Origin of the sequence: Desulfallas thermosapovorans DSM 6562 (assembly GCF_008124625.1) — a bacterium.
Taxonomy (GTDB): Bacteria; Bacillota; Desulfotomaculia; order Desulfotomaculales; family Desulfallaceae; genus Sporotomaculum; species Sporotomaculum thermosapovorans.
The window spans coordinates 24197-45243 of the sequence record NZ_VNHM01000011.1 but is presented as its reverse complement, the minus strand read 5'-3'; the positions used below and the strand labels follow the sequence as shown (position 1 = coordinate 45243).

The following is a 21047-nucleotide window of genomic DNA, read 5'->3' as shown; positions in this document are numbered from 1 at the left end:
GGCTAAAAGCACAAAATATTGGCACCGCCCACCCGTCTACTTGCCTTTGCACTGCAGCACTTCCTGCACCGCCCGCACCAAATCGGTCGCGGTCAAGCCGTATTTTTCCAGCAGTTCCCGGGGTTTACCCGATTCACCGAAGGTATCCCGCACCCCCACCCGGCGCATGGGCACCGGGTAATTCTCGACCAGCACCTCGGCCACGGCACCGCCCAGGCCGCCATTGATGGTATGCTCCTCGGCGGTAACCACCGCGCCCGTGGCCCGGGCCGCTTCCACCACCGCGTCCACATCCAGGGGTTTGATGGTATGCATATCCAGCACCTGTACCGAAATCCCCCGGCCGGCCAGCACCTCCGCCGCCTCCAGGGCGGCATGCACCATAATGCCGCAGGCAATGATGGCGGCATCTTGCCCCTGGCGCATCGTTATGGCCCGCCCGGGCTCAAAGGTAAAATTATTCTCGTCATGCAGCACGGGCACCCCGGAACGGCCCAATCTCAGGTAAACCGGGCCGTCAATTTCCGCCGCCGCCAGCACCGCCGCCCTGGTTTCCACGGCATCTGCGGGCACAAAGACGGTCATATTGGGCAGGCAGCGCATCATGGCAATGTCCTCCACCGCCTGGTGGGAGGCGCCGTCCTCCCCCACGGTGATCCCGGCGTGGGTGGCCCCGATTTTTACATTCAGCCGGGGGTAGGCAATGCTGTTCCTGATCTGGTCGTACACCCGCCCGGTGGCAAACACGGCAAAGGTACTGGCAAAGGCAATCTTACCCGCCGCGGCAAGCCCGGCGGCAGTACCCATCATGTTTTGCTCGGCAATGCCCACGTTAAAAAACCGCTCCGGAAAATTTTTATTGAAATCATGGGTTTTGGTGGACTTGGATAAGTCCGCGTCCAGCACCACCACACCGGGATTTTTTCGGCCCAGTTCCACCAACGCCGCACCGTATGCCTCCCGGGTGGCTATTTTTTTAGTCATGGCAAAAACCTCCTATCAGATCTCTATTCACCCAGTTCAGCCAGCGCTTGTTCCACCTGTTCGGGCTTGGGCGCAGCACCATGCCAGCCCACCTCGTTTTCCATAAAGGACACACCCTTGCCCTTCACCGTCCGGGCGATAATCAAGCTGGGTTTACCCCTGGTTTCCCGGGCTTGGGCAACCGCGGCCAGTATTTGTTCCATATCATGCCCGTCTATTTCCTGCACCGCCCAGCCAAAGGCACGCCACTTATCAGCCACGGGCTCGGCGGACATAACCTCCTCGACGGGGCCGTCAATTTGCAGCCCGTTGTAATCCAAAAAGGCAATCACGTTGTCCAGTTTAAAATGGGCGGCCGCCATGGCGGCTTCCCAGATTTGACCTTCCTCAATTTCACCGTCCCCCAGCAGCACATACACCCGGTAATCCAGGCCATCCAGCTTGCCGGCCAGGGCCATGCCGTTGGCGGCGGACAGTCCCTGCCCCAGCGAACCGGTGGACATCTCCACCCCGGGTGTTTTACGCATATCCGGGTGCCCCTGGAGCGGGCTGCCCAGCTTACGCAGCGTTTTTAAATCCTCCACCGGGAAATAACCCCGCTCGGCCAGGGCGGCATACAGCACCGGCGCGGCGTGTCCCTTGGACAGCACAAAACGGTCCCGCTCCGGCCACTGCGGCTTTTGGGGATCTACGCGCATAACATCAAAATACAGGGCCGTCACTATATCAGCCGCCGATAATGACCCGCCCGGGTGGCCGGAGCCGGCCTCCCCCACCATGGAAATAATGTGGCGCCTGATTTGCCGGGCCCGCCCCCGCAGTTGCGCCAGTTTTTCCGCTTGTCCACTCATATTTACAAAACCTCCCACACCCATTAATGCGAAGAATAATAGTCTACATACCCTTTCCTCTGCCGTATTCCTTAAAACCTTCCCCGAGCACCTCCCGGACGTCGGCCACCATAATGAAGGCCCGGGGATCGATTTCGTAAACCATTTCTTTGAGCCGGGTAACCTCGGAGCGGCCCACCACGGTCAATATCACCTCCCGGTGGTTACCGGTGAACAGTCCCCGCCCGGTAAAGGCGGTGGCACCCCGGCCCAAATCATGCAAAATCCTGTCGGCAATAATTCCGGTATGATCGGAAATGATGAAGAAGGCCTTGGCGTAACTGATACCCTCCTGCACTATATCGATCACCCGGGTGGTAACAAATATGGTAATTAAAGCATATAAGGCCAGTTCCCAGGATTGGAACACAATACCCGCCGCCACCACCACCATGCCGTCTATGACAAATAACAGCATCCCTATATTCATGCCCGTGTAGGTGCGCAGGATGGCCGCGGCCAAATCGGTACCCCCGGTGGTACCCCGAAAGCGAAAGACCAAGCCCAGCCCCAGTCCCACCAGCACGCCCCCGAAAAGGCCGGCTAAAAGCGGGTCCCTGGTGGGTACCGGCACATACAAACTGAACAGGTCCACCAGTAGCGCCAGGCTCACCGAGCCATACAGCGACCGCAGGCCGAAACCCAGTCCCAGCCTGTATATGCCCAGGGCGTAAAGGGGTACGTCCAGTGCCAGCATGGTCAGGCCCACCGGGACGCCGGTCATATGATGCAATATGGTGGCGATACCACTGGTGCCGCCGGCGGCAATCTTGTTGGGCACCAAAAACAAATCCAGCCCCAGGGCGGTAATGGCCACCCCCACCGTTACCCAAAAAAACTTCGTGAATATCTTCCAGGACATTGATAATCTCCCCGCAGTCGGCCACAACATTAATGTTAGCTTTTCCCGGCTTTTTTATCATATTCCGCCTTACCCGGTAATGCCCCGGCTCGCCCCGGCAGTTTAACCGGATACAATAATTGGCACATATGGTCTTGCTTGCCGCCCAGCCGACAATCCATAGATATTCTTGTTTTTTTAACAGAAATCCTTCCTTGTTGTCGAAAAAAGGAACAATAATTGCATACCCGGGCCATTTAGGGCAATAATAGCCTTAAGGTGATGGAAAATGATTAAAAAATCATCATTTGCCAGGCATGAAACCTCCCAATCCCCTCCTCGTCAAGTAAAACTCCCGGTGCCCCATGAAGGCACCGGGAGTTTTACGATTACATTAAGGCCGCCCCGCTTTCTTCCCATAACATTTCCATGATCTCTTTCTTAATCCCGGTAAAACCGTGGGACACCGTTACCCGGTGGTCCCGGGGGCGGGGTATGTCCACCTTGATCCGCGAATTAAAACAATACCGGGCACCGCTTGAATTCACGATGCCCGGCTACATACAACCGTAAGCCTTTGTTCTTCAACTCTACCCGCTGCGGGCCTGCTCCCGCAGGTAAGCATTGATAAACTCATCAATATCGCCGTCCATGACGGCTTCCACGTTGCCCACCTCCACCCCGGTGCGGTGATCCTTGACCAGCGAATAGGGATGGAACACATAGGAACGAATCTGGCTGCCCCAGGCGATTTCCTTGTTCTCACCGCGCATTTGGGCCAGTTCAGCCTCCTTTTTCTGCATTTCCAAATCCAACAACCTGGCTTTGAGTAGCTTCATGGCCGTGTTGCGGTTGGATATCTGGGACCGTTCATTTTGACACTGCACCACAATACCGGTGGGCAGGTGAGTAATACGCACCGCCGAATCCGTCTTGTTTACATGCTGCCCGCCGGCTCCCCCGGAGCGGTAGGTGTCAATTTTGATATCTTCGGGGTCAATCTGCACGTCAATATCGTCCTGTACCTCGGGCAGCACATCCACCGAGGCAAAGGAGGTGTGCCGCCTGCCCGCCGCGTCAAAGGGAGAAATACGCACCAGCCGGTGCACCCCCTTTTCGGAGCGCAGGTAGCCAAAGGCATTTTTACCGGCCACCGAAAAGGTAACACTTTTTATGCCCGCTTCGTCGCCGGGCAGCATATCGATAATGTTAACTTTAAAACGGCGGTTTTCCGCCCAGCGGGTGAACATGCGCAGCAGCATGGACACCCAATCCTGGGCTTCGGTGCCCCCGGCCCCGGCGTGCATGGAGACGATGGCGTTGGAAGCATCATAAGGCCCGCTGAGCAGCACCTGCAGTTCCATATCGGCCACTTGCCGGCGCAAATTGGCCAGGGCTTCCGTAGCTTCCTGTACCAAATCGCCGTCGTCCTCCTCTTCACCCAGGTCGATGAGCACCTCTAGATCTTCCAGGGCTCCGTACAGCTCGCCAAAGGCGCTGATACGTTCCTTTAAATTGGTGACGGCCTGGGTTACTTCCTGGGCCCGGGATTGATCATCCCAGAACCCCTCCCGGGTCATTTCCTTTTCCAGCTCGGCTATTTTTTGTTCCTTATCGGCAATGTCAAAGGGAAACCCTCAAATCTTCCACGCGTTTTTTTAAGGGATCCAGTTCCCGGCGCAATTCACTGAACAAAAACATCTCAACTCCTTTGGACTTGATAAAATTATATGATGATTATCGTTTATAAGTTATTTGCCGCAGCATTTTTTGTATTTTTTACCGCTGCCGCAGGGACAGGGCTCATTGCGGCCGATTTTGGCTTCCCGGCGCACGGGCTGCGGTGTGGTTTCGTTTTGGTATTTGTTTTCCACGGTCCGGCGCTGTTGCTGGGGAGCCTGCACCACGTTCACCCGGAATACATAGCGCACCACGTCGTCCTGGATGCTTTCCACCATATTCTGGAACATTTGATAACTCTCAAATTTGTATTCCACCAGGGGATTCTTTTGACCGTAAGCCCGGAGGTTGATACCTTCCCGCAACTGGTCCATGGCGTCCAGGTGATCCATCCACTTTTCGTCCACCATGCGCAGCATGACCATCCGTTCCAGCTCCCGCATCACCTCGGCGCCCAGCTCTGCTTCCCGGGCTTCGTAAGCGGCCAGTGATTTCTCCAGCAAGATTTCCTTCAGGGCATCCCGGCCCATGTCCTCCAGATCATCCACCTGCAATTGATGACCGGGCAAGAAAAGCTGCTCGGCATGGGTTAACAAGCCCTCCAAATCCCACTCCTCGGGAATAACACCATCCGGGGCGTACACATCCACACTGCGCCCCACCGATTCGGTAATCATCTGGATCACCGCGTCCTTGAGGCTCTCCTCCAGCAGCACCTGCATGCGCTGCCGGTAAATTACCTCCCGTTGCTGGTTCATTACATCGTCGTACTCCAGCACATGCTTGCGGATGCTGAAGTTGCGGTTTTCCACCCTTTTCTGGGCGCTTTCAATGGAACGGGTGACCAGGCCGTGCTCGATGGGCACATCCTCCTCTAAACCCAGTTTATCCATTATGCCGGCAATATTATCAGACCCGAACAGCCGCATCAGATCGTCCTCCAGGGAACTGAAAAACTGGCTGGAACCCGGGTCGCCCTGGCGCCCCGAACGGCCCCGCAGCTGGTTGTCAATGCGGCGGCTTTCATGCCTTTCCGTGCCGATAATGTGCAGGCCGCCCGCTTCCACCACCCGGCGGCGCTCGTCGTCACACTGTCGCTTATATTTCTCCAGTAGCTGCTGGTATATCTTCCCGGCGGCAACGGGATCACCGGGATCATAATCCTTATGGCTGCGCAATTCGGCCTGGGCCAAAAATTCGGGGTTGCCCCCCAGCACAATGTCAGTACCCCGCCCGGCCATATTGGTGGCAATGGTTACAGCCCCATACCGGCCGGCTTGGGACACTATTTCGGCCTCTTTATCGTGGTACTTGGCATTGAGCACCTGGTGCGGTATACCCCGCTTGCGCAGCATACTGCTTAACAGCTCTGACTTTTCGATGGAAATGGTACCCACCAGCACGGGCTGCCCGGTGGCATGCCTTTGGGCAATTTCCTCCACCACGGCCTTGAACTTGGCCTGCTCGGTTTTATACACCACGTCGGGCAAATCCCGGCGGATCATGGGTTTGTTGGTGGGTATCACCACCACATCCAGGTTATAAATTTTACGAAACTCTTCCTGCTCGGTTTCGGCGGTACCTGTCATACCGGCCAGCTTTTCATACATCCGAAAATAATTCTGGAAGGTGATGGTGGCCAGGGTTTGGGACTCCCGCTCGATGCGCACACCCTCCTTGGCCTCGATGGCCTGGTGCAGCCCGTCGCTGTAACGGCGCCCGAACATCATCCGACCGGTGAACTCATCCACGATGATCACTTCACCGTCTTTAACCACATAGTCCCGGTCCCGCTTCATCAAGGCATGGGCCTTCAGCGCCTGGTTCAGGTGGTGGTTAAGCTCCATATTGGCGTCATCGTAGAGATTCTCTATCCCCAACATCTGCTCCACCCTGCTCACACCCTCTTCGGTGAGCACCACGGTATGCGCCTTTTCATCCACGGTGTAATCGGTATCCCTGTGCAGGCGCGGCACCAGCCGGGCAAAGGTATAATAATGATCTGTGGCCTTATCGGCCTGTCCCGATATAATCAGAGGGGTACGGGCCTCGTCAATGAGGATACTGTCCACCTCGTCCACAATGGCATAGTACAGCTGCCGCTGTACCAGCTGCTCGGCCCGCAGTGCCATATTGTCCCGCAGGTAGTCAAAGCCGAACTCATTGTTGGTGCCGTAAACAACGTCGCAATTGTAGGAGTGCTTGCGCTCATCCCAGCTCAGCCCGTGGACAATCAGCCCCACCGTAAGGCCCAGGAACTTGTAGACGCGCCCCATCCACTCGCTGTCCCGGCGGGCCAGGTAATCGTTCACCGTCACCACATGCACCCCTTTGCCCGTCAGGGCATTGAGGTACACCGGCAGTGTGGCCACCAGGGTTTTACCTTCACCGGTGCGCATCTCGGCAATTTTACCGCTGTGCAGCACCATGCCACCCAGCAGCTGCACGTCAAAATGGCGCATGCCCAGCACCCGCCGGGAAGCCTCCCGCACCACCGCAAAGGCTTCGGGCAATAAATTGTCCAGCGAATCACCCTGCTCCAGCCGCGCCCTGAACTGCGGTGTTTTGGCCTGCAGTTGCTCGTCGGTTAAAGCGCTGGTCTCCTTTTCCAGTTCATTTATCCTCTGTACCGTCTTTTGCAGTCGTTTGATTTCCCTTGAGTTATCATCTAACCAATTGCGTAGAAATTTTAACATGGTTATCAACCTTTCTAAAATAAAAGCAAGGGAACCTTACGGTTCCCGTGAAAACACGCCATAACATTATTATTTTAGCAAATTGGCACCACCCCTGCAACCGGGGAGATCAAAACGTCCACCTTACATATAAGCTGGCTTAAGCTTTAAACGCCAATCCGCTTTTGTAGCCCCTTTGGATTCCAGGCTTTCAGTTAAGGCAAATCTACCTTAAAACTCGGGCTCGATGAGACCATACTTGCCGTCTTTGCGCTTGTAGACTACGTTAACCTGCTCGGTTTCGGCGTTGGAGAAAACAAAAAAGCTGTGGCCCAGCAGATTCATCTGCATCACCGCTTCATCCACGGGCATGGGCTTGATGGCAAAACGCTTGGTTTTTACCACCTGCAACTCTTCATCATCATCGCTGACCGGCCGGGGTTGGTCCGCATACATTTTGGCATCACCGGCACCCCGGCGGCGGCTCAGTTTCCCCTTGTATTTTTCGATTTGTTTTTCCAGTTTGTCCACAATCAAATCAATGGAAGAATACATATCACCGGTAGCTTCCTCGCCGCGCAGTATCATACCGTTGAAGGGCACCGTAACCTCGACCTTGTGCGAATCGCCTTCCACCATCAAAATCACTGTGGCCTCGTAAGCACCGTCCAAAAACTTATCCAGTTTACCCACCCGTTTTTCAACGTAATCCTTTAAGGCGTCTGTTACATCTACATTTCTTCCTCTTACCAAAACTTTCATGCTCCCAACTCCTTTCGAGCGAGTAATGTTATTATTATTCCCGAAAACCATGATAAATCCTGCCAAAATTCCTAGCATGACGAAAAAAAGATTTATCTATGTATTGCCGCATAAAATATAAAAACCCCGGCAGTAGCCGGGGCCTTGTTTTTATAATTTAACAACGTTGGCAGCTTGCGGACCACGGGCACCCTCAACTATATCGAATTCCACATCCTGCCCTTCCAACAGGGTTTTGAAACCTTCTTCTTGAATGGCAGAGAAGTGTACGAAAACGTCGCCGCCGTCTTCCCTTTCAATAAAGCCATAACCCTTGTCCTTGTTAAACCACTTGACCTTACCTAACACTAAAACATTCCTCCTAAAAAATAATCCCGTGGTCGTTAAAACTCACGTAGGGTAATGTTATCACATAGACCTGCCCCTGTCAAGACTTGCCACGCCTGGCCTCCCGGCGCCGCCGGGCTTTTGGCGGGCACCTATCACCACACCCCGCACCGGCACCTTCGGTCGCAGCAAAGCTTCGGGCGGGTAATAGTATGCCGGTCTAAAACCGCCTTTGGCCTACCGTCCCGCGCTTCGAATACCGCACCTGCCCGTGTCGAATTATCGCTTTGTTGAAACCTGTTTTTATCCCCAAACCTGTGGATAATGTGAATAAGTCTGTTAATAACCCGTGTTTCAAGGGGTGGAAGCTGTGGGTAGTTTAAAATAAAAGTGGATGCGTGTCGTATTTACCAGTAATAGGTTGCCCTTCCATGTCATTTTTTGCCGGTTTGCCGCGTTCCAGCCAGAGTAAGCACCAGCACCCCGGCAGCCCCGGATTGTCGCAATAGATGGGATAATATGGAAACAGTGCTGCCCGTGGTAAAAACATCGTCAATAACCGTAACTATTTTACCTTTTACAGGACCGGAATCTGCGACGGCAAAGGCATCCTGCAAATTTAGCCGTCTTTGGGGGCCGGTCAGGGAAGTTTGGGAAGGTGTTTCCTTTGTTTTCACCAGCACCTGCTCCGACACAGGCACCTGCAGCAAGTCCCCCACGGCCCGGGCCAGGAGCGCGGATTGGTTATAACCCCGCTGGCGCCGGCGGTGCTGGTGCAGCGGCACAGGCAATATCACACCGGTCCGGGCAAAGGCCTCCTCCCGCAGGGCCACGGAGGCCATCAGCTCGCCCAAAGGCCGGGCCAGCTGCTGCATACCCCGGTATTTCAACCGGTGCACCGCTTCCCGTACCGGTCCCTCGTAAGGCGCCACCGCCCGGGCCAAGTCAAAGGGGCGGGGCTCAGCCCGGCAGGCGGGGCAAATCAGGTTCCCTTCGCCAGCCGGCAACCCCGGTGACAGCGCATCCTCCTCCATCCACCCCCGCCGGTCCGGGCCCCGGGCTGTTATTTCCGGGTCACCCCGCACCCCCGTGAAACAACCGCAGCAGCCACAAATAGCCTCAACGGCGTAGCCCGCCAGCAGCTGCCGGCAGTTATGGCACAGCGCCTCCTCCGGGCTGTGGGCGCCGCACAGGGGACATTGCAGGCGCGAGGGGTAAATCAACTCTATTACGGCTTGCAGCAAATCCCTCCACACCAGGTATCACCTTCCCCGGGAGATTGCATTGTAAACCACCACCGTTGACCATCGCCCGTGGCTCCGGGTGTTGAAGGTTGAAGGTCTTTTGACTTTCAACTTTTCAACACCCGGCACCAAAGCCTGTTTTGCAAGCAAACCCTATAAAGACGGGCAGCCCGGCCGGTAACACATCACTGTTGCTCCAACCCCTTGAGGGCAACCTTGAACAGCTCATCAAGGCCGGCTGCATCGCCGGGGAAAGTGGCCGTGGCTGTGGTAACGTACACCAGAATGCGCCGCTCGCCCGCTTCAAAGACATACTCCCGCACAGCCAGTCGCAGCCTGTCCGCCACGTGCTTGGCCTCGGCGGGGCCTGTCCGGGGCAGCAGCACGGCAAATTCATCACCCCCAAAGCGGGCCGCCAGGTCGCCGTCGCGCAATTGATCCCGAATCACCCCGGCCACCGCGGCCAGCACCGCATCCCCGGCCGAGTGGCCATAGTGGTCGTTCACCTGCTTGAAATTATTAATATCCACCATCACCAGCGCAACGTTTTCGTCATAGCGGCGGGCCCGTTCCAACTCACCCAGGCAGCGGTGATAAAAATACCGGTAATTATACAGCCCCGTCAGGCCGTCGGTTATGGCCGCCCGGTCCAGTAGAGACTTCAAATGCACATTGGCAATGGCCACCGCGGCCTGCCCGCCGAGAATGGTCAGTATCTGCACATGTTTATCATCAAAAAAGCCGGCCCGCTTATCCCCCAGCACCAAAAGGCCCAGCACCCCGGTCTCGGCCACCAGGGGCACCACCACCAGGGAACGGTGCAATTGGGTGAATCCTATATCCCCCAGGGTACGTTCATCCTCCCGGGCATCGTCCACCAGGTGGCACTCCCCGCTTAAGGCCGCCCGGCCCAAAAAACCCTCGCCCCGCTGTACCACCGAGCCCCGGAACAACCCGGCATGGGTACCCGTGGCAGCCTCCACCACATAACACTGCTTTTCCTCCGACCACAGGTATATAATCCCGTTATGGAAGCCGGTTACTCGCCTGGACTCCCGCAGCAGTAAATCAAAAATCTCCTTTAAATTTAAATTGCCCCCCAGTTTACCGGCCACCTCGTACAGCACCCGCAATTCCCGGTTGGCCAGTACCAGGTGTACGTAGAATCTCAGCACAAACTGTACCGCCAGCATGGGTATAAACAGCAGCAGCGTACCATAAATACCGATATGGTTGTACAATAACACCATTAATAAGCCCACGGGCACAGCCAGCAAATAGGTAATACCATCCCAGCGCAATGCGTCGGGCCACTGCAGCAAGGGATAACCGCCGCGCACCGGCAGGGTGTATATGTAGACAAAAAGCTGGTTAAACAAATAGTACGCCAGTATAAACAAAGTTAATGGCCAGCCGTTTGCCCAGTGCAATCCCCGGGCCACCTCGCCGCCCGCCAGCACGTAGACAAAATTAGCCCCCAGCACCACGGGTACATACTGGGCTGCATTAAATAGCGTGGTGCGCAGTGGATTGCCGCGGTTGGCCACACCCTGCCCCAGCACCGTGGCCAGGGCGTTGACCCAGGCCGCGGGCACAGGCCCGTAAATCAGGTAAGTGGACAGGATGACGGCAAACCCTCCGGTCAACTGCCCCTGGGGAAACGACACGGCCAACCACTCGGCCAGCACCCCAAAGCCCACCATGATCAAGAGCTCCCGCCCCAAATCCAGGTTTAGCTGGGGAAAGGTATAATAAAGCAGCCATATGCCCAACACGATAACCAGCCAGGTATATATGATAAAGGGTAACCTTCTGACTTTACGCAAACCCTTTTCACCCGTTTCCTTCGTTATTCCCGGTAAACCACCTGTCCCCCAACCGCACCGCGGCTGCCGAAACCCGGCCCACCGGGCGGGAATCAACAACATCGCCACTTTATAAAGTTAATTCGACAAAGGAAACACTTTACCTTTACTTCAGCAAGTAAATCATTGCCCGGCAAACAAATTAATGAAGAAGACCCGGTTCACTGCATGCCGGCCGCACGGTGTAAATCAAGCAGCAGCAATTCACCCCGGGACAGGCCGCGCAAATCCAGACAGCGAACCCGTTCCCGGCCCCGGCCCGGGACAGTTGTTCCGTCACAGCAGCACTTTTCCCCTGCCAGCCGGTGGAACTCCATATTATAGCGCCGGGCCAGGCGTTCCAAAATAAATCCCGTCTCGTCGGTGGAACCTCCATCCACCAGCGCCACCCGCAACTCCGGGTTGCCATGCAAAAACGCCGCCAGCCGGTGCACAAATCCCTCCACGCCACCGGCTTGATCCTGCACCAACACCGCCAGTCGCCGGGGCACAGTCCCACCGCTGCCGCCATCCCGGTTACCACCGGTGACATTAAAACCGGCGTTATCCATTATCCCGGCCTCAACCGTTCCAACGGCAACCTCCCCGGTTGAACCCCCCGGGGCTTTTGCACCGGTTTCCCCGTCGGCAAGGACCATGCGCCACACCCGGTAAAGCATCACCGCCAGCCAGAGCGCAAACAGCGCCGCTGTTACATATACCGCCACCATACACCACACCCCCCACAAGCTCTTACACCACCATATGCAACTTGCCCAGCAGCGGTTAATTAAAGCAGCGCGGGGGAATAAACTTTGGTGCCGGAGAGATACCACCGGAGAAACGGCACCATCGAAAAGGCAGCATAAATCCCAGGAGCAACTCCAATCGGAGACAACACTAATAAGCAAAGCAGCGCCAGCCGGCGGAACAGCACCAACGGCGGGGTGGCACACCCTTGCTTGCGCAAAAAAAATCCCCCCTGCGGGGGACTTTTGGCTCCTCTCCTTATATTAGTTTCTACATATTAAAGGCGCTGCGCAGTACATCCACTTTGTCGGTGCTCTCCCAGGGAAGCACGATATCCCGGCGGCCAAAATGGCCGTAGGCCGCAGTGTTTTTGTAAATAGGCCGGCGCAGATCCAGGTTCTTGATAATGGCGGCGGGACGCAGGTCAAACACTTCCTGAATCACCCGCACCAGTTTCTCCTCGTCAACTTTGCCGGTACCGAAGGTTTCCACCGCCACCGACACGGGACGGGCCACCCCGATGGCGTAAGCCACCTGTAGCTCGCACTTGTCCGCCAAACCCGCAGCCACAATGTTTTTAGCTACATAACGCAAGGCATAGCTGGCCGAGCGGTCCACCTTGGTGGGATCCTTACCCGAAAGGGCGCCGCCCCCGTTCCGGGCCATGCCACCGTAAGTATCCACGATGAGCTTGCGCCCGGTCAGCCCGGTATCCCCCTGGGGACCGCCCACCACAAACCGCCCGGTGGGGTTGATCAGATACCGGGTGTTTTCATCAATCATATCCTTGGGCACCGTGGGTTTGATCACCTTTTCAATAACATCCTCGCGGATCATATCCAAACTGGCCCGGGGAGCATGCTGGGTGGAAATAATAATGGTATCCAACCGCACAGGCCGGCCATCCTCATACTCCACCGTCACCTGCGACTTGCCGTCGGGGCGCAGGTAAGGCAGTTCCATGGTCTTGCGGGCCACAGCCAGGCGGCGGGCCAAACGGTGGGCCAGGGAAATGGGCATGGGCATCAATTCCGGCGTTTCATTGCTGGCGTACCCAAACATCATACCCTGGTCCCCGGCGCCGGTGGACTCCAGCTTTTCGTCCACAATTTCACCGGAGCGGACCTCCAGGGCCTTGTCCACACCCATGGCAATATCAGGGGACTGCTCATCAATGGAAGTAAGCACCGCACAAGTATCGCAGTCAAACCCGTACTTGGCCCGGGTATAACCGACTTCCCGTACCGTTTCCCGGACTACCCGGGGGATGTCCACGTAACACTTGGTGGTTATCTCCCCGCTCACCAGCACCAGACCGGTGGTGACAAGGGTTTCACAGGCCACCCGGGCGTAAGGGTCCTGGCCGATAATTTCGTCCAAAATAGCATCGGATATCTGGTCGGCTATTTTATCCGGGTGACCCTCGGTAACCGACTCGGAAGTAAACAAACGTCTCGCCAACAAATAAACCTCCTTTGTAACTGCAACGGTAATACGCAGCCCGGCAATATATATTATCGCCATTAACACAAAAATGCGTTTGACCGGCATAATTAATTTCCATTGCGACAAAAAACCAAGTTTATTCTAGCAAGGGCTGAAATTACTGTCAATAAAACAGCTGACATTGTTATTAAAAGCATATACTAGATTTTATCCTTTATCCGCTAGAAAAAATTTGCAAACCCCTTCCCCCCAAGGTTTGATTTTGTGTTACAATAAGTATAGGTAATTGTAAGAAAAATAAAAAGGTGATTTAATGCCGACCATTAGCATGTTTTATGGAATAATAATTAGAATGTATTGCGCTCCTGATGAGCATAATCCACCACACTTTCATGCGTATTATGGTAAATATAAAGCTATAATTGATATAAACACTTGTGAATTAATTAAAGGGAATCTGCCTGGAAAACAGCTTAAATTAGTTCTAGCTTGGGCAGAATTAAGGCAGGAGGAATTATTAGCAAACTGGGTACTGGGTACTGGCAATGAATGGAGAATTGCCGTTTAAAATTGAGCCTTTAAGATAGAGGGGGGATTTATCATGTATTTATCGGTAGTGGATGTTAAATCCCTGGAGAATTATAAACTTCTGTTAACTTTTGAAAACGGAGAGAAAAAACTATTCGATGTGAAGCCCTACCTGGACAAAGGAATTTTTAAAGAACTGAAAGATGAAAAATTATTCAGGTCGGTACGAGTAAGTTTTGATAGCATCGAATGGTGCAATCAAGCAGATATCGATCCAGAAGTTCTTTATGAAAAAAGTGTAGCTTACCAATAACCATAAGAAAACCTTTATGAATAATAAGCTAATATTTCCTACCCCTGTGGACAATGCTACCAACCATATTTTCCAGAACTGTAATGCGAAGTTAAAAAGCCCCCAGGCCCTTGTTTTATACGGGTTTGCGGGGTTTTTAATGTATAGCAAACTAGGGATTTTAATGCCAGGGCAACATACAACTACTTGAGAACGGTAAACTCGCCATTTACAAAAAATGCGTTTGACCGGCATAGTTAATTTCAATATATGCCCCCGTACCCGGCACCATCAATCCACCTGCACCAGTACCGCGTCCACACCGATGACCTTAATCTTTTCCCAGGGCACCACAATATCCCCACCGGCGCTTAAAAGCCCGAAAAATTTACGCGGACCCTCCAAAACCAGCGCCCGTATTTTCCCCTCGGCCATATCAACCTGCACATCCTTCACCGCACCCAGCTTGGCACCAGTTTTTATATTTATAATATCCTTGCGGTTAAGCTCGGTAATTTTGAACACCACGGGCCACCTCCCTGATTATACTATGCTCCGGGTCACCCTTTGGTGACTGCCCCCGAAGGGACAAAATTACCGCCAAATCAAATCCAAATTCAAATTCAAGCCAAATGGAAGCCCGCCCCGGTGACGGCCACCATACTCCCGGCATATATCTGTAATACAAACTGCAAATTTACGGAGTTGAATAATATCATGCCTGAACAGTTGGCCATAAAGGGTGGGCGCCCGGTTCGCACCGCCCCCTTCGCCCCCTGGCCTTATTTTTCAGCGGATGAAACAGCGGCGGCAACCGCCGTGTTAAAATCGGGTCAAGTCAACTACTGGAAAGGCTCCGAGGGACGGCTTTTCGAAAAGGAATTTGCCTCCTTTGCCGGGTGTCGGTACGCCATCGCCCTGGCCAACGGCACCGTAGCCCTGGAGTTGGCCCTGCACGCCCTGGGCATAGGACCGGGGGATGAAGTGATTGTCGCCAGCCGCACCTTCATCGCCTCGGCCAGCTGCGCGGTAATGCGCGGCGCGGTACCCGTAATGGCCGACGTGGACCCGGTAAGCCAGAATATCACCGCCCAAACCATTGCCGCAGCCCTGACCCCCAAAACCAGGGCGATCATTGCCGTGCACCTGGCCGGGTGGCCCTGTGACATGGACCCCATCCTGGCCCTGGCCAAAGAAAAGGGGCTGTTTGTTATTGAAGACTGCGCCCAGGCCCACGGGGCCACCTACAAAGGGCGCCCGGTGGGCTCCCTGGGTGATGTGGCCGCATTTTCCTTCTGCCAGGACAAAATTATGACCACCGGCGGCGAAGGCGGTATGCTGACCACCAACAACAGGGACATCTGGGAAAAAGCATGGAGTTACAAAGACCACGGCAAAAGCTACCATGCAGTGTACCACCGCCGGCACCCTCCCGGTTTTCGCTGGCTGCATGAATCCTTCGGCACCAACTGGCGGCTGACGGAAATGCAGGCCGCCATCGGCCGCGTTATGCTGGGCAAATTACCCGGCTGGCTGGAAAAGCGCCGCCGCAACGCCCGTCTCCTGGACCGGGGCTTGTCGGCAATTCCCGCGCTGCGGGTGACCATCCCGCCCGCGGGTATCCAGCATGCTTACTATAAGTATTATACTTTTGTCAAGCCGGAAAAATTAAAGCCCGGGTGGGACCGGGACCGCATCATGGTGGCCCTGTGCGCCGAGGGGATTCCCTGTTTCAGCGGCAGCTGCAGTGAAATATACCTGGAAAAGGCCTTTACCGGTGCCGGGCTTGGCCCGCCCGGGCGGTTAAAGACAGCCAAAGAACTGGGGGAAACATCGCTGATGTTTCTGGTGCACCCCACCCTGGGCGCGGAAGATATGCGGGATATTTGCCTGGCCGCGGAAAAGGTATTCTCGGTCGCAACGCTGGCATAAAAATACCAGATTAGTTTGTTCGAATAGCATTCAACAGCACAAACAAGAGCACCACAAAAGCCGGCTCTCGTAGAAATTACAAGCAAATACCGCACGGTTTTTTTGGAACAGCTTTTTATAGCAACTTAAGTATTGATGGTGCCGGCGCCAGTATTCAAAATAGAACGATATTGACAAATTTTAAATATATATGTAAAATGTCAGGTATATATCAACCGATGAACCAGAGAAGTAAACTTGAAACTGGACTCCCAGAGAGCCGCAGGGGCTGGGATTGCGGCAGTTGCAGTCAAGTTGAATGGACTGGTGAGGGCGATCGCCAAATGCCGCGGGGCAAAGTAGTGATCGACGAGAACTCCACTCGTTACCAAGGGAGCGCACATGACGGTGTGCGGAACAAGTGGGCCTTTGGCCAATTCGGGTGGTACCGCATGAGTTTAAACTCTTGTCCCAATAGATGGACAAGAGTTTTTATTTATATTTAAGCATAATAATAACAGCCGAATGCTCACTATTTACATTGCGACCATCAATAATCCATCAAATGAAGGGGGTAAAACAATAGTGAAAATACCTTACAGAACTTACCTGACCGAAGAAGAAATTCCCAAGCAGTGGTATAACATCCGGGCGGACATGCCGGAACAACCCGCACCTTTGTTAAACCCGGGCACCCTCAAACCACTGACCGCCGAAGATCTATACCCGGTATTCTGCGAAGAACTGGCCAACCAGGAAATGGACGCCACCACCCGGTATATCGATATACCCGAGGAGGTGCTGGAATATTATAAAACATTCAGGCCATCGCCGTTAATCAGGGCCTACAATCTTGAAAAGGCGCTGGACACGCCCGCCAGGATTTACTTTAAATTCGAAGGCAACAACACATCCGGCAGCCACAAACTGAATGCCGCGGCGGCCATGGCGTACTACGCCAAAGCCCAGGGCCTCACCTCCCTGACCACGGAAACCGGGGCCGGGCAATGGGGTACCGCCCTGGCCATGGCCTGCGCTTACTTCGGCCTGGACCTTACGGTATATATGGTTAAGGTATCCTACGAGCAAAAGCCCTTCCGGAAAGCCGTCATTGAGACCTACGGCGGGAAAATTATCCCCAGCCCTTCGGATACCACCGAAGTGGGACGTGCCATCCTGAAAGAGGACCCCAATACCGGGGGCAGCCTGGGCTGCGCCATTTCAGAGGCCATTGAGCTTTCCCTGAAAGATGACAAGTGCCGTTACGCCCTTGGCTCGGTGATGAACCAGGTGCTGCTGCACCAGTCGGTAATCGGCCTGGAAAGCAAAGCCGCCATGGAAAAACTGGGCGAGTACCCGGACATCGTTATCGGCTGTGCCGGCGGCGGCTCCAACCTGGGCGGTCTCATGGCACCCTTCATGCAAGATAAACTGACCGGCAAGGCCAACCCCCGCATTATCGCGGTGGAACCGGCTTCGTGCCCCTCACTGACCCGCGGCAAATACGCCTATGACTTTTGCGATACCGGGAAAGTAACCCCGCTGGCCAAAATGTACACCCTGGGGAGCGAATTTATACCTTCGGCCAACCACGCCGGGGGGCTCCGCTACCACGGCATGTCCCCCGCCCTTTCCAAGCTTTATCACGACGGGTACATGGAAGCCACCTCTGTGGAGCAAACCAAGGTGTTCGAATCGGCAGTGCTGTTCTCCAAACTGGAGCAGATCCTGCCCGCACCCGAATCCGCCCACGCCATCCACAGCGCCGTTGAAGAGGCGCTCAAGTGCAAGGAATCCGGGGAAGCCAAAACCATTTTGTTCGGCCTCACCGGGACAGGCTATTTCGATATGCACGCCTATATGCAATATAATGACGGGACCATGACGGACTATATTCCCACCGATGAAGATTTGCAAAGGGGCTTCGACAAGCTGCCCAAGGTGGAATAGGAAGATTAATAAACCCCTGCCGGTTAATCCGGCGGGGGTTTACTGTTCCGTAAATTGCCTCATTCCACCTTATAATACTCAACGTACCAGTCCGCAAACCTCTGCAGTCCTTCTTCTATGGAAGTTTCGGGTTTAAATCCCACCGCTTCCTGTAATAAACCCGTGTCGGCATAAGTGGCGGGCACATCGCCCGGCTTCAGGGGTTCAAATATTTTGTCAAATACAACCTCCCTGCCGGTGGCCCGGCTCAGGGCCTGCTCCAGTGCCGCTATAAACACCATCAGCTTTTCCGGTTTGTTGTTGCCGATATTGTAGACCGTATGGGGCACGGCACCTCCGGGGGCATGGCCCAGCAGCCTTACCATCCCCTCCACAATATCATCGATATATGTAAAGTCCCGGTACAAATCATTGACAAAGTCGCCGTTGTTGAATATCCTGATGGGCTCGCCCCTGAAATACTTGTCGGTGAATCCGAAATAAGCCATATCCGGCCTGCCCATGGGGCCGTAAACAGTGAAAAAACGCAGTCCCGTGGCCGGTATCCGGTAAAGATGACTGTAGGTGTGGGCCATTAATTCATTGGATTTTTTGGTGGCCGCATAAAGTGATACCGGGTGATCAACAAAATCGGTTTCGGCGAAGGGCACCTTTCTATTGGCCCCGTATACAGAGCTGGATGAGGCATACACTAAATGTTCAACGGGATGATACCGGCAGGCCTCAAGGATATTATAAAAACCGATGATATTGCTCTGCATATAGGCATCCGGGTTCTCCAGCGAATACCGCACCCCGGCCTGGGCGGCCAAATTCACCACCACACCGGGCTTGTACCGTTCAAAGATTTTAAAAACCGCGGGTTTATCCGATATATCATTCTTGATAAAGGTAAACCCGTCAAACTGTTTAAGCTGTTCCAGACGGGCGTACTTGAGATTTACATCATAGTAATCATTTATATTATCAATGCCGGTCACCCGGCAACCCTGCTCCAACAGGCGCCTGGCCAGAAAATAACCGATAAAACCCGCCGCTCCGGTAATAAGATAGGTTTTTGTTTGGCCCGCCTCTTGATGATTTGGATTCATGCAGTTTTCTCCTTTTATTTCACTTCTCCGTAAAGGTTATTTTATATACCATCGTCTCACAGTTCCCTGGAGTCGAGTGTAACCAATTTTCATCCAAAGCGCAACATAAATTTCTATCGCCGGCCCAATAAAAAAGCCCGGCGGTCTCCTTTGCCCGGGCTCAATTAATATACCGCTAATATACCGCTTTGGGCTAGTCGTCCAGCCCTATTTGCACCGCCACCTCCCGGCTCAACTCTTTAACCCGCTCGGGCCGGTGGGTTTCCACGTAAATTCTGAACACGGGCTCGGTGCCCGAAGCCCGCACCAGCACCCACTCACCGCTTTCTAACAACAACTTGACACCGTCCACGGTAACCCGCCCGGCTACCGGGGTACCACCCAACACGGCGGGATTGAATTCCCCCAGCTTATCGAGCACAGGCTGTTTCTTCAGGGGGGTGGTGCGCACATCAAGGCGCTCGCTGTACAACGGGCCGCCATATTCTTCGGCTACATCCCGGGCCAGCGCCAGCAGGTTTTTACGGTGCATCGCCACTATCTCCACCGCCAGCAATCCCGCCAAAATGCCGTCCTTTTCGGGAATGTGCCCTTTAATGGACAGGCCGCCGCTTTCCTCGCCGCCCAGCACACAGCCTTTTTCCAGTAAATTTTGCCCGATATATTTAAAGCCCACGGCGGTTTCGTAAACCTCCTGGCCGTGCCGGCGGGCGATACGGTCCAGCATGTGGGTGGTGGCTACGGTACGGGTGACCGGCCCCACCAGGCCTTTAACCGTGATCAGGTGGTGATAAAGCAGGGGCAGAAACTGGTTGGGGGTTACATAAACCCCGCCGTCGTCGATGATACCGAACCGGTCGGCGTCACCGTCCAGCGCCAGCCCCAGGCGGCCCTCCCTTTCCTTGATCCAGTCGCAAACCCCGGTCAGGGTTTTGCCGGTGGGCTCGGGCATACCTCCACCAAACAGCGGGTCCCGGTAACAGCGGCATTGCTTGACCATGGTGCCCGCCTTTTCCAGCAGCACATTCAAATACCCCATGCCGCTGCCGTGCATGGCATCCACCATCACCTGCAGGTTGGCCCGGCCTATGGCCTCCATGTCCACCAATTGCTCCAGGTGTTCGAAATATTCAGGGCGGGGATCAATGATAATCCGTTCAGCCACGGCGGGTTCCTTCCGGTGGGCTGCCCTGGCCGCGTCATCCCCCGGCCTTAAAACATCGGCCAGTTCCATCGCCTGCTCCTGGTCCGCCCACCGCGCCGGCAGCATCTTGTTCTGTAGACGGGTTATATTTTCTTCAATGGCCCCGGTAATATGTGGCAACGCCGGGCCGGCATAATCGGGTATAAACTTGAACCCGTTGTATTCCGGCGGATTATGACTGGCGGTGAGCATCACCGCACCCGCAGCTTCGTGCACCTTAACGGCAAAGGCAGTCACCGGGGTAGGCAGAGGACTGTCGGCCAGGTAAACTTTAATCCCGTTCTGGATCATCACGTCCGCCACTGTATCCGCAAACCGGTCCGACAAAAAGCGGTTATCGTATCCCACCACTATCCCTTTATGCCCCGCGCCCTGTCCGTTTACATAATCGGCCACCGCCTGGGAAACTATGCGCAGGTTTTCAAAGGTAAAATCGTCGGCGATAATGCCCCGCCAGCCATCTGTGCCGAATTTCAATTTTCTCAAATTAGAGCCCTCCCGTATTTATTCTTGCCACTGACGTGTCTGAAATAATTATTGCTGAAAACCGTTATTATCACTATGCACATACGCCCCGGGCTTATGCACCGGGGATTAAACGTTTAATTTTATCACTATCTATAATGAA

At 54.5% G+C, this 21047-nt stretch carries 20 protein-coding genes and 1 other annotated feature; of the genes, 4 read left to right on the top strand and 16 right to left on the bottom strand.

Going from position 1 to position 21047, the window contains the following annotated elements; translation table 11 throughout:
• Window positions 1-36: 36 nt before the first annotated feature.
• From LX24_RS10260 to metK, 13 genes are all read right to left on the bottom strand, one after another.
• Window positions 37-984 (bottom strand): transketolase family protein, encoded by a 948-nt coding sequence (locus LX24_RS10260; protein ID WP_166512067.1) that lies wholly within the window; start codon window positions 982-984, stop codon window positions 37-39.
• A 23-nt stretch (window positions 985-1007) separates the two neighbouring features.
• Window positions 1008-1835 (bottom strand): transketolase, encoded by an 828-nt coding sequence (locus LX24_RS10255; protein ID WP_166512066.1) that lies wholly within the window; start codon window positions 1833-1835, stop codon window positions 1008-1010.
• A 43-nt stretch (window positions 1836-1878) separates the two neighbouring features.
• Window positions 1879-2736 (bottom strand): YitT family protein, encoded by an 858-nt coding sequence (locus LX24_RS10250; protein WP_166512065.1) that lies wholly within the window; start codon window positions 2734-2736, stop codon window positions 1879-1881.
• A 368-nt stretch (window positions 2737-3104) separates the two neighbouring features.
• Window positions 3105-3263, bottom strand: a complete 159-nt coding sequence (locus LX24_RS10245; protein WP_166512064.1) for a hypothetical protein — start codon at window positions 3261-3263, stop codon at window positions 3105-3107.
• Window positions 3264-3305: 42 nt separating this feature from the next.
• Window positions 3306-4410 (bottom strand): peptide chain release factor 2 gene (gene prfB / locus LX24_RS10240; RefSeq protein WP_166512063.1). Its coding sequence is split into 2 segments (ribosomal slippage): window positions 3306-4352 and window positions 4354-4410, totalling 1104 coding nucleotides; the frame shifts between segments, so codons are not numbered across the junction.
• Window positions 4411-4466: 56 nt separating this feature from the next.
• A complete protein-coding gene (secA, locus tag LX24_RS10235) occupies window positions 4467-7091 on the bottom strand; it encodes a preprotein translocase subunit SecA (RefSeq protein ID WP_166512062.1) in 2625 nt (874 codons plus the stop codon).
• 210 nt (window positions 7092-7301) lie between these two features.
• Window positions 7302-7832 carry a ribosome hibernation-promoting factor, HPF/YfiA family gene (gene hpf, locus LX24_RS10230; RefSeq protein ID WP_166512061.1) on the bottom strand — a complete coding sequence of 177 codons (531 nt, stop codon included), beginning with the start codon at window positions 7830-7832 and terminating at the stop codon, window positions 7302-7304.
• A gap of 150 nt (window positions 7833-7982) precedes the next feature.
• Window positions 7983-8180 (bottom strand): cold shock domain-containing protein, encoded by a 198-nt coding sequence (locus LX24_RS10225; protein ID WP_166512060.1) that lies wholly within the window; start codon window positions 8178-8180, stop codon window positions 7983-7985.
• Window positions 8181-8593: 413 nt separating this feature from the next.
• Window positions 8594-9403: a ComF family protein gene (locus tag LX24_RS15165; protein WP_166512059.1), complete on the bottom strand. Its 810-nt coding sequence runs from the start codon at window positions 9401-9403 to the stop codon at window positions 8594-8596.
• 185 nt (window positions 9404-9588) lie between these two features.
• Window positions 9589-11229, bottom strand: a complete 1641-nt coding sequence (locus tag LX24_RS10215; protein WP_166512058.1) for a sensor domain-containing diguanylate cyclase — start codon at window positions 11227-11229, stop codon at window positions 9589-9591.
• 200 nt (window positions 11230-11429) lie between these two features.
• On the bottom strand, window positions 11430-11978 hold the full coding sequence (locus tag LX24_RS10210; protein ID WP_166512057.1) for a glycosyltransferase family protein: 549 nt from the start codon (window positions 11976-11978) through the stop codon (window positions 11430-11432).
• A gap of 59 nt (window positions 11979-12037) precedes the next feature.
• Window positions 12038-12217 (bottom strand): hypothetical protein, encoded by a 180-nt coding sequence (locus tag LX24_RS10205; RefSeq protein WP_166512056.1) that lies wholly within the window; start codon window positions 12215-12217, stop codon window positions 12038-12040.
• 50 nt (window positions 12218-12267) lie between these two features.
• Entirely contained in the window at window positions 12268-13458 is a 1191-nt protein-coding gene (gene metK / locus LX24_RS10200; protein ID WP_243131700.1) for a methionine adenosyltransferase, read from the bottom strand.
• A gap of 298 nt (window positions 13459-13756) precedes the next feature.
• Here metK and LX24_RS10195 point away from each other — a divergent pair, with 298 nt between their 5' ends.
• Together LX24_RS10195 and LX24_RS10190 are read left to right on the top strand one after the other, a co-directional pair.
• Window positions 13757-14011: a DUF4160 domain-containing protein gene (locus LX24_RS10195; RefSeq protein ID WP_243131699.1), complete on the top strand. Its 255-nt coding sequence runs from the start codon at window positions 13757-13759 to the stop codon at window positions 14009-14011.
• Between the two features lie 33 nt (window positions 14012-14044).
• Complete coding sequence (locus LX24_RS10190; protein ID WP_166512055.1) at window positions 14045-14284, top strand: DUF2442 domain-containing protein; 240 nt, start codon at window positions 14045-14047, stop codon at window positions 14282-14284.
• A 270-nt stretch (window positions 14285-14554) separates the two neighbouring features.
• On the opposite strand, the gene LX24_RS10185 is transcribed toward LX24_RS10190, so the two are convergent.
• Window positions 14555-14788 (bottom strand): YlmC/YmxH family sporulation protein, encoded by a 234-nt coding sequence (locus LX24_RS10185; protein ID WP_166512054.1) that lies wholly within the window; start codon window positions 14786-14788, stop codon window positions 14555-14557.
• A 192-nt stretch (window positions 14789-14980) separates the two neighbouring features.
• Between LX24_RS10185 and LX24_RS10180 the strand changes: the two genes are divergently transcribed.
• Together LX24_RS10180 and LX24_RS10175 are read left to right on the top strand one after the other, a co-directional pair.
• Window positions 14981-16195 (top strand): DegT/DnrJ/EryC1/StrS family aminotransferase, encoded by a 1215-nt coding sequence (locus LX24_RS10180; RefSeq protein ID WP_166512053.1) that lies wholly within the window; start codon window positions 14981-14983, stop codon window positions 16193-16195.
• 209 nt (window positions 16196-16404) lie between these two features.
• Window positions 16405-16651: a binding site (T-box leader), on the top strand.
• A 105-nt stretch (window positions 16652-16756) separates the two neighbouring features.
• A complete protein-coding gene (locus tag LX24_RS10175; protein WP_166512125.1) occupies window positions 16757-18124 on the top strand; it encodes a TrpB-like pyridoxal phosphate-dependent enzyme in 1368 nt (455 codons plus the stop codon).
• A 59-nt stretch (window positions 18125-18183) separates the two neighbouring features.
• On the opposite strand, the gene LX24_RS10170 is transcribed toward LX24_RS10175, so the two are convergent.
• Complete coding sequence (locus tag LX24_RS10170; protein WP_166512052.1) at window positions 18184-19215, bottom strand: NAD-dependent epimerase/dehydratase family protein; 1032 nt, start codon at window positions 19213-19215, stop codon at window positions 18184-18186.
• A gap of 193 nt (window positions 19216-19408) precedes the next feature.
• On the bottom strand, window positions 19409-20905 hold the full coding sequence (locus LX24_RS10165) for a phosphoglucomutase/phosphomannomutase family protein (protein ID WP_166512051.1): 1497 nt from the start codon (window positions 20903-20905) through the stop codon (window positions 19409-19411).
• Between the last annotated feature and the right edge of the window lie 142 nt (window positions 20906-21047).